The organism is Pelagibacterium halotolerans B2 (assembly GCF_000230555.1).
In the GTDB taxonomy this organism is placed as follows: Bacteria; Pseudomonadota; Alphaproteobacteria; order Rhizobiales; family Devosiaceae; genus Pelagibacterium; species Pelagibacterium halotolerans.
The window spans coordinates 3,299,493-3,312,079 of sequence record NC_016078.1; the positions used below are offsets into that span (position 1 = coordinate 3,299,493).

Annotated in this window: 13 protein-coding genes; 4 read left to right on the plus strand and 9 right to left on the minus strand. The window is 60.1% G+C overall.

Annotation, left to right across the window (positions count from 1 at the left end):
* Positions 1-81 precede the first annotated feature (81 nt).
* The 8 genes from KKY_RS16185 to hemE form a co-directional block, all read right to left on the minus strand.
* Positions 82-966, minus strand: coding sequence for a ParB/RepB/Spo0J family partition protein (locus KKY_RS16185; RefSeq protein WP_041529574.1), 885 nt, complete (start codon positions 964-966; stop codon positions 82-84).
* 11 nt (positions 967-977) lie between these two features.
* Positions 978-1,778 carry a ParA family protein gene (locus KKY_RS16190; protein WP_014132456.1) on the minus strand — a complete coding sequence of 267 codons (801 nt, stop codon included), beginning with the start codon at positions 1,776-1,778 and terminating at the stop codon, positions 978-980.
* 37 nt (positions 1,779-1,815) lie between these two features.
* Entirely contained in the window at positions 1,816-2,475 is a 660-nt protein-coding gene (gene rsmG, locus KKY_RS16195; protein WP_014132457.1) for a 16S rRNA (guanine(527)-N(7))-methyltransferase RsmG, read from the minus strand.
* Positions 2,472-4,337 carry a tRNA uridine-5-carboxymethylaminomethyl(34) synthesis enzyme MnmG gene (gene mnmG / locus KKY_RS16200; RefSeq protein WP_014132458.1) on the minus strand — a complete coding sequence of 622 codons (1,866 nt, stop codon included), beginning with the start codon at positions 4,335-4,337 and terminating at the stop codon, positions 2,472-2,474. The genes rsmG and mnmG overlap by 4 nt, the downstream gene beginning before the upstream one ends.
* A 102-nt stretch (positions 4,338-4,439) precedes the next feature.
* Complete coding sequence (mnmE, locus tag KKY_RS16205) at positions 4,440-5,747, minus strand: tRNA uridine-5-carboxymethylaminomethyl(34) synthesis GTPase MnmE (RefSeq protein ID WP_014132459.1); 1,308 nt, start codon at positions 5,745-5,747, stop codon at positions 4,440-4,442.
* A 90-nt stretch (positions 5,748-5,837) separates the two neighbouring features.
* On the minus strand, positions 5,838-7,103 hold the full coding sequence (rho, locus tag KKY_RS16210) for a transcription termination factor Rho (protein ID WP_014132460.1): 1,266 nt from the start codon (positions 7,101-7,103) through the stop codon (positions 5,838-5,840).
* Positions 7,104-7,264: 161 nt separating this feature from the next.
* A complete protein-coding gene (hemJ, locus tag KKY_RS16215) occupies positions 7,265-7,693 on the minus strand; it encodes a protoporphyrinogen oxidase HemJ (RefSeq protein WP_014132461.1) in 429 nt (142 codons plus the stop codon).
* A gap of 28 nt (positions 7,694-7,721) precedes the next feature.
* Positions 7,722-8,750 (minus strand): uroporphyrinogen decarboxylase, encoded by a 1,029-nt coding sequence (gene hemE, locus KKY_RS16220; RefSeq protein WP_139305093.1) that lies wholly within the window; start codon positions 8,748-8,750, stop codon positions 7,722-7,724.
* 466 nt (positions 8,751-9,216) lie between these two features.
* On the opposite strand from hemE, the gene KKY_RS16225 reads away from it, so the two are divergent.
* From KKY_RS16225 to dnaQ, 4 genes are read left to right on the plus strand one after another with little or no spacing between them, the layout of a single operon-like run.
* Positions 9,217-9,819, plus strand: a complete 603-nt coding sequence (locus KKY_RS16225; protein ID WP_014132463.1) for a Maf family protein — start codon at positions 9,217-9,219, stop codon at positions 9,817-9,819.
* Positions 9,816-10,643 carry a shikimate dehydrogenase gene (locus KKY_RS16230; RefSeq protein WP_014132464.1) on the plus strand — a complete coding sequence of 276 codons (828 nt, stop codon included), beginning with the start codon at positions 9,816-9,818 and terminating at the stop codon, positions 10,641-10,643. Before KKY_RS16225 ends, KKY_RS16230 begins: the two co-directional genes overlap by 4 nt.
* 22 nt (positions 10,644-10,665) lie before the next feature.
* Positions 10,666-11,259, plus strand: a complete 594-nt coding sequence (coaE, locus tag KKY_RS16235; RefSeq protein ID WP_014132465.1) for a dephospho-CoA kinase — start codon at positions 10,666-10,668, stop codon at positions 11,257-11,259.
* Between the two features lie 5 nt (positions 11,260-11,264).
* The gene (dnaQ, locus tag KKY_RS16240) at positions 11,265-11,978 is read left to right on the plus strand and encodes a DNA polymerase III subunit epsilon (protein WP_041529577.1); all 714 of its coding nucleotides are present in this window, start codon (positions 11,265-11,267) and stop codon (positions 11,976-11,978) included.
* A gap of 73 nt (positions 11,979-12,051) precedes the next feature.
* On the opposite strand, the gene secB is transcribed toward dnaQ, so the two are convergent.
* Complete coding sequence (secB, locus tag KKY_RS16245; protein ID WP_014132467.1) at positions 12,052-12,582, minus strand: protein-export chaperone SecB; 531 nt, start codon at positions 12,580-12,582, stop codon at positions 12,052-12,054.
* Positions 12,583-12,587 lie beyond the last annotated feature (5 nt).

Sequence of the window (12,587 nt, forward strand, 5' to 3'; positions counted from 1 at the left end):
TGAATCAAATCCTCGGCTCTAAGCCTTTGTTTTATCGCGTGTCCGAACCGCAAAACCGTTTCCACTTTTGCTGGACACGCTCTAGTGGGGCAAGAGCCGGGCACAAATTCCGTCGAGCTGCTCCAAAGTCTTGTAGCGGATTTCCAGCTTCCCCCCACGATCCTTATGATCGAGCGTAACGGAAAGACCCAGCGCATCGGACAACTGCTTTTCGAGCGCCAGCGTATCCGCATCCTTGGAGGAGCTACGCTTCTCGCCAGCCGGTTGCGGACGGCGCGCCTCGGTACCCTGCTGATGCAAGGCTTCGGCCTCGCGCACCGAAAGTCCCGCATCGACGATCCGGCGCGCCAGAGCCAATGGGTCGTCGGATGTAATCAGGGTTCGCGCATGGCCGGCGGTCAGTTCGCCATGCTCGAGCATTGTCTGAACCTCGCTCGGCAGGCGCAACAGCCTCAGCGTATTGGCGACGTGGGATCGGGACTTTCCGATGACTTGCGCCAGATCATTCTGCGTGTAATCGAACTGTTCGATCAGTTGTCCATAACCCTGCGCTTCCTCAAGCGGGTTCAGGTCGGCGCGCTGGACGTTTTCGATGATCGCCAGTTCGAGCGCTTCCTTGTCATCGACCTCGCGGATGATGACGGGCACTTCATGCAGACCGGCGCGCTGCGCCGCACGCCAGCGCCGCTCGCCGGCGATAATTTCAAACACATCCGGGCCCTGGTCGCTCGGACGCACCAGAAGTGGCTGCATGACGCCCTTTTCACGGATTGAATTGGTCAGATCCTCGAGCAACTCGGCATCGAAATCCTTACGCGGGTTGGCGCGGCTGGCAATGATGAATTCGACCGGCAGCCGGCGCGCGCCAGACGATGTTTCCGCCTGGCGCGGGGCAGTCTCGAGCGGTTGCATATCTCCGATGAGGGCGGCAAGGCCGCGGCCGAGACGTGTGGGTTTATCGTTCATGGTGTTCTCCATCAGGCCGCCCGCAACTGGCGTTCGCGTTTGATGACTTCGGTGGCCAATCGAAGGTAGGCCTGACTTCCGGCGCATTTAAGATCGTACAGAAGCGCCGGTTTGCCATAGCTCGGCGCCTCGGAAAGACGGACATTGCGCGGAATGACCGTATCGTAAACCAGTGTCCCCATATGCTCGCGCACATCGCTGAGAACCTGTTCGGACAAATTGTTGCGCTTGTCGAACATTGTCATCACGACACCCTGGATCGATAGGCGCGGATTGAGTGTCGAGCGGATTTGCTCAATGGTTTGAAGCAATTGGCTCAAACCCTCGAGTGCAAAGAATTCGCACTGCAGCGGCACGAGAACGGCATCCGCCGCCGTCAGAGCATTGATGGTGAGCAGGTTGAGCGAAGGCGGGCAGTCGATCAGCACATAGGTGATCGGCTTGCCGTCGATGTTCACTTCGCTGACATTGTCCAGCGCGGACTTCAGGCGGAACGCCCGATCACGCTCGGCGGCGATCATCAATTCGACCCCCAGCAGATCCATCGTCGAAGGGACGATGGCCACGTTGGGCACATTGGTGCGGACCGCCGCATGCTTGACCGTCGCTTCGTTGAGCAGCAGATCGTAGGACGAGCGCTCACGCTGCTGGCGGCCGAGACCGAGACCGGTGGAGGCATTGCCCTGGGGATCGAGATCGACGATCAGAACCCGCTCGCCGATCGCCGCAAGGGCTGTTGCGAGGTTGATGGCCGTCGTCGTCTTGCCGACGCCACCCTTCTGATTGGCGAGTGTAATGATACGCGGATGCATCTGACCTCCGAAACCGACGCGGTTTCAAACACTTAGGTTAGGTGCGAGGCCGCAGATGGGAAATCTCGAGCAGAACGCCGTCTTTGTCCGTCGCACTTTGATGCTTTAACACATCGTAAACCCAATCTGAATCCGCTGATTTCAGTTCTTCCCCATTTTCGCGCCCCTTATGCAGAATGGCGCGACTTTCCGGGCTCCAGAAGCGGTGAATATAGCTCAAAAGCAGCGGCAGGGGTGCCAGCGCCCGGGACGTAAAAAGGTCGATCGAACCTATGGTTGCGGGTGGCACCGCCTCGATTCGGGCCGTATGAACGGTTATCGGGAGATCGAATTCGCGCGCCGTCGCGCGCAGAAACGCACATTTTCGTGTGTTGGATTCGATCAGATGCATCGAAAAATCGATGTCCCGCAGCGCGATGGCCATCGGAATCGCCGGAAAACCCCCGCCGCTGCCGATATCGAGAATGCGCAACGGCCCGGAAATCGGCCCGATCAGCGGCAAAATCTGAAGCGAATCAAGGATATGGCGGGACCACAGATCGCCAGGTGTTTCACGTGAAACCAGATTCTGAACCTTCTGCCAACGCAAAAGATGACCCAAAAAACTATGGAGTTGAGTGGAAGTTACCTCAACATTGCCGAACATTGCCGCATTATGGCGCTCAAGATCGGCGATGCGCTGCGCCGCGCCGCTCATGACGCCTTCCGGTCGATACGACCCCGCCGGATCACCGCAAGGATCAATGTGAGCGCCGCGGGCGTCACGCCCTCGATGCGTTGCGCCTGGGCAATGGTCTGCGGACGCGCGGCGATTAGCTTCTGCTTCATCTCATTGGACAGGCCGGGCAAGAGACTGTAGTCGAGCCATTCCGGAATCGCCCGTGCTTCGTCCCGCTTGACCGCCTCGACATCCGCCTGCTGGCGCTCGAGATACACTGCATATTGCGCGTCAATGGCAACTTGCTCATAAGTCTTTGTTTCAATTGCGGAAACATCGGGCCAAATCGCCTCGAGATCGTCACGGGAGGTCGTCGGATAGCTCATAAGCTCGAACGCCGAGCGGCGGACGCCATCGGCGTTGACATTGACGCCCGCCTTTCGAGCTTCGGTCGGGGTTACCCATAGGGAATGCAAAAGCGCCTTCGCGCCGTCCAACCGCGTCATGCGATCATGGAAATGCTGCTGGCGCTCCTGCGATACCAACCCGGTATCGATTCCCAATTGCGTCAGGCGCTGGTCGGCATTGTCCACCCGCAGCTGCAGGCGAAACTCAGCGCGCGAGGTGAACATGCGGTAAGGCTCTGTTACGCCACGGGAAATCAGATCGTCAATCATCACGCCGAGATAGGAATTGGTGCGCGAGAGGATCAGTGGAGGACGACCGAGTGCCGCCAGGGCAGCGTTGGCACCGGCCAAGAGGCCCTGGGCGGCCGCTTCTTCATAGCCTGTGGTGCCGTTGATCTGGCCGGCGAGATAGAGCCCCGGAAGCGCGCGCAGCATAAGGCTTGGCGCCAATTCGCGCGGATCGACGTGGTCATATTCAATGGCATAGCCCGGGCGCTTGATGACGACATTTTCAAGCCCCGGCATGGCCTTAAGGAACTGGAGCTGGACATCGGCTGGGAGCGACGTCGACAGGCCGTTGGGGTAGATCGTGGGATCGTCGAGGCCCTCAGGCTCCAGAAAGACCAGATGGCTGTCCTTATCGGCAAATCGGACGATCTTGTCTTCGATCGAGGGGCAATAACGCGGACCACGCGACTGGATACGCCCCGAATACATCGCTGATTTTGAAAGGTTTTCAGCAATGATGCGATGCGCTTCCGGCGTCGTGCGGGTTTCAAAGCACGAAATCTGCGGTGTCGTTATGGCATCGGTAAGCGCGGAAAACGGCTCGGGCGGCTCGTCACCAAGCTGCTCGTTAAGGACCGAAAAATCGATGGTTTCAGCGTCGAGCCGCGGCGGTGTTCCGGTCTTGAGCCGTCCCAGTTTGAGCCCAAGGGCCTCAAGACGAACCGAAAGACCCAGGACCGGCTTTTCGCCGGCCCGGCCGGCCGGAATGGTTTCCTCGCCGCGATGGATCAACCCGCGCAGAAACGTACCGGTGGTCAGAACCACGGCCTTTGCGGAAATCTTCCGCCCGTCGAGCAGCGCAACACCACCGACGACGCCATCGATCACCAGAAGATCGTCGACTTCGCCCTCAATGATGTCGAGATTGGGCGTTCCTGAAAGTTCGGCCTGCATCGCCTCGCGATAGAGCTTGCGGTCCTGCTGCGCCCTCGGGCCGCGCACCGCAGGCCCCTTGCGGCGATTGAGGACACGGAACTGGATCCCGCCCTTGTCGGCAATCCGCCCCATCACACCGTCGAGCGCGTCGATTTCGCGGACGAGATGGCCCTTGCCCAAGCCACCGATGGCCGGGTTGCAGCTCATTTCGCCGATGGTGGCGAATCGGTGCGTCACCAAGGCTGTAGGCACGCCCAGACGCGCCGAGGCGGCGGCGGCTTCAGCTCCCGCATGGCCGCCCCCCACGATAATGACGCCATAATCACTCATAGCCACGGTCTCGGTTCTGTTTCACGTGAATCCGTTTCGTGCGAGTCTTGCAATGTTTCACGTGAATCCCAGGGCAATGGTCCCACGGGCGTTTCACGTGAATCATTTCCCGATACAAAAGCCGGCGAACAATCGGTCCAGAACCGCTTCATTGTCCATAAGGCCGATCAGGGCCGCCAGAACATCCGCAGCGCGACGCAAATCCTCGGCGCACAATTCGGGCTGTTCGATGCGCCCGAGCGCCGATTCCACGCTCCCGAGCGCGGCATCCAGCGCGTCCCTGTCGCGAAGATGACTGACAAGGCTCGCTTCGCTTGCACCAAGGCGGCCTTCAATATGGCTTTCGAGGCGCTTTAGCAAGGTCTCGATGCCGTCTCCTGTCAGCGCCGATAGCCGCAGGTCAACCTCTGGCCCGGCGCCATCGAGGTCTGACTTGGTGCCGATGCGCCATACGGATCGGTCCATGTCCGGGAAAGGCTGGGCATCGCCCGGAGCCATGAGCCAAAGCACGAGATCGGCAGCCTGCATGGCCTTGCGGGCGCGGACTATGCCTTCCCCTTCGGCCAGACTGATCGTATCCCTGAGCCCTGCGGTATCGGTCAGCGTAACGTACTGGCCGCCGAGATCGATGGCGACATCCTTGGTGTCGCGGGTGGTGCCGGCTTCAGCGGTAACGATCGCCACATCCGAACCGGCGAGCCGGTTGAGCAGGCTCGATTTACCGGCATTGGGCGCCCCGGCGAGAACGATGCGGAACCCTTCCCTGACGATACGGCCACGATCATAGGTGGCCCGCGCCGCGCTGAGCGCGCCGGCAAGCGTTTGCAGATCGGCAACAAAATGCGCCGGCAGTTCGAAGGGAACGTCGTCTTCGTCGGAAAAATCGAGCCGCGCTTCGATTTCGGCCCGGGCGTGGAGCAGGAGCGAGCGCCACACCGCGATCTGATCGGCCAGCCCGCCCTCAAGCCTGGAAAGAGCCTGGCGCCGCTGGGATTCGGTTTCCGCGGCCAGAAGATCACCAAGGCCCTCCACCGCCGTTAGATCAAGCTTGCCGTTTTCAAAGGCCCTGCGGGTGAAATCGCCCGCTCCTGCCAATGCCACATCACAATGGGTCGTCAGCGCGCTCAGGATGGCTTTCACACCGGCCGGCGAGCCGTGGACCTGAAACTCGGCGCAGTCTTCTCCGGTAAACGAGTGTGGACCAGGAAACACCGCCACCAACCCCTGGTCGAGCGCCTCACCGGTCTGAGGATGCTTTAAAGTTTTCAGGGCCAGTGCGCGCGGCTTCGGCAACTGCCCGCATATCCTTTCGACCGCCTCAAATGCAGTGGGGCCCGAAAGCCGGATAACGGCGCCCCCTGACGGCAGGCTGCCGGTGGACAGGGCGGCAATGGTCTTGCTGGTCTGCATCAAATTCATTCCGATGGCCCAGAACGGAACGGGGCCGCGCCGTGTCTAACCACGCGCAGCCCCGAACTGAAAGCGAAAACCTGCGCGATATCAGGTGTTCATCGAATCAAAGAATTCGGCGTTGGTCTTGGTCTGCCGCAGCTTGTCGAGCAGGAATTCCATGGCATCGACGGTGCCCATGGGATTGAGGATGCGCCGCAGCACATACATCTTGCGCAGGATATCGGGTTCGACAAGCAGCTCTTCCTTGCGGGTGCCCGATTTCGTGACGTCGATGGCCGGGAACACGCGCTTGTCGGAAACCTTGCGGTCGAGCACGATTTCCGAATTGCCGGTGCCCTTGAACTCTTCGAAGATCACTTCGTCCATGCGGCTGCCCGTGTCGATCAGCGCTGTCGAAATGATGGTCAGCGAACCGCCATCCTCGATATTGCGCGCCGCACCGAAAAAGCGCTTGGGGCGCTGCAGGGCATTGGCGTCTACACCGCCGGTCAACACCTTGCCCGAGGACGGCACCACCGTGTTGTAGGCACGGCCCAGGCGGGTGATCGAATCGAGAAGGATCACGACATCGCGCTTGTGCTCGACAAGGCGCTTGGCTTTTTCAATAACCATTTCAGCCACTTGCACGTGGCGTGATGCCGGCTCGTCAAAGGTCGAGGAAATCACTTCGCCCTTCACCGAGCGCTGCATGTCGGTGACTTCTTCGGGACGTTCGTCGATCAGAAGCACGATCAGATAGCATTCGGGATGATTGGTCGCGATCGATTGTGCAATATTTTGCAACAATACAGTCTTACCGGTACGCGGTGGAGCAACGATCAGCGCGCGCTGGCCCTTGCCGAGCGGGGCGACCAGATCGATGACACGGGCCGAGCGATCCTTGGTGGTGGGATCGGCAAGTTCCATGTTCAGCCGCTCGTCGGGATAGAGCGGGGTCAAATTGTCGAAATTGATCTTGTGGCGGACCCGTTCGGGATCCTCGAAATTGATGGTGTTGACCTTCAAAAGCGCGAAATAGCGCTCGCCTTCCTTGGGAGAGCGGATCTGGCCCTCGACGGTGTCGCCGGTGCGCAGGCCGAAACGGCGAATCTGGGAGGGGCTGACATAGATGTCGTCGGGGCCGGGCAGATAGTTTGCATCGGGAGAGCGCAGGAAGCCGAAGCCATCGGGCAGAACCTCGACAACGCCTTCGCCGGTTATTTCCACATCGCGGGTCGCCAATTGCTTGAGAATGGCGAACATCAATTCCTGCTTGCGCAGTGTATTGGCATTTTCGACGTCGAGCTCTTCGGCAAAGGACTGCAACTCGGCCGGTGATTTGGCCTTGAGGTCCCTGAGCTTCATGAATTCCATGATCAGCCTTCTTAGGGGAGATGGTCGGGATAAATTAAAAAAGGAGGGAGAAGCGGGGCGGAGCGTTTGCCGCCCATCTCACGGCGAATGCGTGAGTTGCCCGTTCCTCATAAACCAATCAATGCAGCCAATGCAAGCAGAACTCGAACCGGTAAAACCGATCAGAACGGTTTGACGATGACCATAATAACAATCACGATCATGATGAGGGTGGGCACCTCGTTGATGGCACGATAAAATTTGGCATCGCGCTTGTTTTCATCTTTGGCGAAGGCCTTGAGCGTCCGGCCCAGAAAACCGTGAAAGCCCGAAAGGGCAATCACGAAGGCCAGTTTGACCCAGATCCAGCCCATGGCGAACAGGCCCAGGCCATAAAGATGGATCATCCAAAGCCCGAACACCCAGGTGGCAATCATTGCCGGCGTGGTGATGGCGCGAAACAGGCGCCTTTCCATGATCTTGAAGGTTTCCGACTGAACCGAACCGATCTCGGCATCGGCGTGGTAGACGAACAAACGCGGCAGATAAAGCATTCCGGCCATCCAGGCGATGACCGAAATCACATGAAGCGCCTTGACCCATTCCAGCATCGTTCTTTCCCCTGATTGTCAGACCTGCTTAGCGCCCATGGACCAGATCGACAAGGCGTGACACATGGGCAATCGGGGTTTGCGGCACGATGCCGTGCCCGAGATTGAAGATATGGGGGCGATCGGCAAACGCCTCGATGATCGCATTGGCGCGCTTTTCCATCTGCGCGCCCCCGGCCACCAGCCGTAAAGGATCGAGATTGCCCTGTACCGGAAGGGTTTTTGGCAGATTCGAGGATGCGAAATCCAGCGGGGTCGCGAAATCGAGGCCCAGAACGCTGACCCCGGTCTTTTCGGCATATTCGGCAAGCATCCCTGCAGCCCCACGCGGAAATCCGGTGATTGGCGCATCGGGAATGAAACTGCGCACCTTTTCGATAATCCGCCGATTTGGCTCGATGACATGGCTGCGGAACGCCTCTTCATCGAGATTGAGCGCCCAGCTCTCAAAAAGCTGCACCATATCCGCTCCGGCGCGGAACTGGGCGATCAGATATCGGGCGGAAACTTCGACAAGAATATCGATCAGCGCCGCAAAGGCCTTGGGGTGATTGAGCGCAAAAAGCCGGGCCGCGGCCTGGTCGGGCGAGCCGCGGCCCCCGATCATGTAGGTGGCAACCGTCCACGGAGCGCCGCAGAACCCGATCAGCGTCTTGTTTTCGCTCAGGGCAAGCTTGATCCTCTCGATCGCTTCGAGAACCATATCGAGATTGTCCAGCGCCTTTTCCGGCTTGAGCGTTGAAAGCGTCGTCTCATCGATCGGATCGAGAACCGGTCCTTCTCCCTGCGCAAACCGTACGGGCTGGCCCAGGGCATGTGGGATCACCAAAATATCGGAAAACAGGATTGCCGCATCAAGATCGAACCTGCGCAGGGGCTGAAGGGTAACCTCGGTGGCAAGGGCCGGCGTGTAGCACAGATCGAGAAAGCTTCCGGCCTTTTCCCGTACCGCGCGATATTCGGGCAGGTAGCGCCCCGCTTGCCGCATGATCCAGACCGGGGGGCGATTCTGCTTGAGGCCCAGTGCTGTATCGAGAAGCGGTTTTCCAGTCGAGATCGTGGGTGAGGGAGAATGCAATTGGCCGGGCTCTCGATCGTGTTAGGGAATCTATCTTTAAGAGTCTTCTTCTTCTTTATGGCTGTGTTTTGCACCAATTGTTTTGAGCCCACAACCGCGCCGCCATAAATCGCCTTGCGTCAGTTTCGCGCGGCGGTCGTGTTGTTCGGGGATGTCGGCAAAGCGGGGATGAAAGCCTGAGAGCGCCTGCGCAGTTAACGTTTCGTTAAGGTCTGGCCTGTGCAAATCCTTAATGAAAGATTAACGCCGGATCGGGTCGGAAAACGATCATTTTCCCCGCTCTTGTCCCCAGCCCTGCCAGGCTGTCCCCAATTCACCAACTGTTAACCCGATATCGGCCTTTGGGGAAAACTTCGGCCCTTGACGGCCGCAAACCGAATTGGGCTTTAACTGTGAGAGCGCATGTGGAAAAGCTCGTCCCCTCACCAACTCCAAAAGCCCGGCCATGCTGATCCTCGCCTCCAAAAGCGCCACGCGGAAAACCCTGCTGGAAAATGCGGGTCTGGCATTTTCGACCGCCGGCGCCGGGATCGATGAGCGAGAAATCGAAAATGCCGCCTTGACCGGTGGCGAGAATCGGGCGGGCCTCGCGCGGCTCCTGGCGGAGGCCAAGGCGCTTGCCGTCAGCACCATGACACCGGCAGCTTTTGTCATTGGCGCCGATCAGACGATCGCTTTTGAAGGCCATGGGCTGCACAAGCCGCGCGACCGCGACGACGCCACCGAGCGGCTGATGGCCATGGCGGGCAAATCTCACGAGCTTCATTCGGGCGTTGCGCTGGCCCGCGCCGGGAACATCGTCTGGAGCACCGTCGAGACGGCAGTGCTGACCTTTAAATCCTTCGATCGCACGATGCTCGATAGCGTGCTCGATCTCGAAGGCGCCGCGATCCTCGATTCGGTGGCCGCCTACAGGCTCGAGGGGCCCTCCATTCGCCTCTTCGAGCGCATCGAGGGGGATTATTTCACAATTTTAGGCCTGCCGCTCCTGCCGCTTCTGGCAGCGCTCGAGCAGTATGCCCCTGAAGTCTTTGGGCCGCGTTCATGAAAAAAGCCTTCGTTATCGGTCACCCGATCGCTCATTCCAGATCGCCCCTGATCCATCGGACGTGGATCGCCGAGCATGGGCTCGATGCAAGCTATGAGGCGATCGACGTCGCGCCGGCCGATCTCGCCGCGTTCATTGGTCGGCTGCGCGAGGGAGAATTTGCGGGCGGCAATGTCACAATTCCGCACAAGGAAGAGGTGATGGGGCTGGTCGACGCGCTCGATCCCCTGGCCAAAAGGATCGGCGCGGTCAATACGCTGGTGGCCCAAAAGGGTAAGATCCTGGGCACCAACACCGACTATGAAGGGTTTCTCGCCAATCTCGACGCCCAGGCGCCGGGCTGGGACGCGGCGCTTGAATCGGCAGTGGTGATCGGGGCCGGCGGCGCGGCCCGGGCCATCCTTGCCGGCCTTACCGATCGCGGCGTGCCCCGCATCGATCTGGTCAACCGCACATTGGGACGGGCCCAGGCCCTTGCCGCCGAATTCGGGCCCACTATCGCGCCCGGGCCGCTTTCCCGGATGACCGCGCGGTTTCAAGGCGCCGGCCTCGTCGTCAACACGAGCTCGGTCGGCATGAAGGGCACCGCCTTTACCGATCTCGATCTGTCCGGTCTCGCGCCCGGCGCTGTGGTCGCCGACATCGTTTATACACCGCTAATCACCCCGCTTTTGGCCCAGGCGCGGGCCAAGGGGTTTGCCTGTGTCGACGGGCTGGGTATGCTGCTCCACCAAGCGGTGCCGGGGTTTCGGGCCTGGTTCGGCGTTGCGCCGGCCGTGACCGAAACGCTCACAAACCGCGTTCTGGCCGCACTCGGGCAGTAAGAGAGACGTTTTCGGGGGAAATATGCTGCGCGTTGTGCTCACCGGCTCCATCGCCACTGGGAAATCGACAGTGCTTGCCCGTTTTGCCGAGCGGGGGTTTCCCACCTATTCCGCCGATGAAGCCGTCCATGAACTTTATGCCGGACCCGCTGCCGCTTTGGTCGAGACGCTTTTTCCCGGGACCGTGCGGGACGGGATGGTGGACCGCAAGGCGCTCAGCGCCGCCATTGCGGCAGAACCGGACAGGATTGCCGAACTCGAAGAGGTCATCCATCCGCTCGTGCGCGAAAAGGCGCTCGATTTCATGGACAGTGCCGAGGCAAGGGGCAATGGCCTGGCCGTCGTCGAAATCCCGCTGTTTTTTGAAACCGGCGCCAAATATTCCATCGACAAGGTCGTGGCCATCCATTGCGATCCCGAAATCCAGCGCCGGCGGGTCCTGACCCGGCCGGGCATGAGCGGCGAAAAACTCGATTTCATCCTCTCGCGGCAACTGACCCAGGACGAAAAGCGGACCCGGGCCGACTATGCGATCGATACTTCGGGCACCATGGACGATACCATTGCCCGCACCGATGCCGTCATCGAAGCACTGCTTGACGAGGCCAGGGCATGAGCCATCTGCGCGAAATCGTCCTCGACACCGAAACCACGGGCCTTTCGGCGGCCAATGGCGACAGGTTGGTGGAAATCGGCTGTGTCGAACTGATCAATCACGTTCCGACCGGGCGCCATTATCACGTCTATATCAACCCCGAGCGCGACATGCCCGAAGAGGCGTTCCGCGTGCATGGGTTGTCGGAAGACTTCCTGCGCGACAAGCCCAAATTCGCCGAGGTGGCCCAGGCCTTTGCCGATTTTATCGGCGATGACACGCTCATCATCCACAATGCGCCGTTCGATATGGGGTTCTTGAACGCCGAGCTCGAATGGACGGGGCGCCCCCGGCTCACAAATGACGTTATCGATACCGTGATGCTGGCCCGCAAGATTCATCCCGGCGCCCGCGTCAGTCTCGACGCGCTGTGCAAACATTATGGCATCGACAATTCGCGCCGCACCCTGCACGGCGCCCTGCTCGACAGTGAGATTCTCGCCGAAGTCTATCTCGAGCTGATCGGTGGCCGGCAGGTGGCGCTCGCCTTGTCCGCCGAGGCTGATGTTTCGATACGCGGCGCGGGGACCCGTCCGCCGGCCCGCCAGCGCCCCACGCCCCTGCCCGCCCGCCTGACGGCGCAAGAAAAGCTGGCGCATGCTGGCTTTATCGCCCAGATGGGCGAAAGCGCGGTGTGGCTCAAATACGAAACGCTGGAGATCGAGGTCGAACAGGGCTGATTTTCGACGGAACCGGCCACAAAAAAGCCCCGGAAAACCGGGGCTTTTTGCGGTGAGCGATTTGCCGGGCCCTTCAGTTGACGGTCGGCTTGACTTCGGTGGCGTCGGCCGTGCCCTCGGTCTTGTTCTTTTCGGCGGCGGCCGCAAGGTTGCGGCGATAAAGCGCGAGAAAATCGACCGGTTCAAGCAACAGCGGCGGAAAACCGCCCGCCTGGATCGTCGAGGCCAGAACCTGACGGGCGAAAGGGAAAATAAGCCGCGGCGCTTCGACCATCAACAGCGCGCCAAGCTGGTTTTCCGGAATGTTGCGGGTGCGGAACAGGCCGCCATAGACCAGCTCGACCGCATAGAGCACCGTGCTTTCGCGCTCGGTCTTGACGTTGAGGCCGATCTCCACCGCATAAACATCATCGCCCTGCTTTTTGACCTGGACGTTGATGTTGACGTTGGAGCCGGGATTGACCTGCCCGGGCACCAGGGAGGCCGGGGCATTGGGGTTCTCAAAGCTCAGATCGCGCACATATTGTCCCACGATGCCGAAGGCGGGCGCGGTTCCTTCCGGCCCCGGAGCCGTCGTGTCGGTGTTTGTGTTGTCGTCAGCCATTGGCC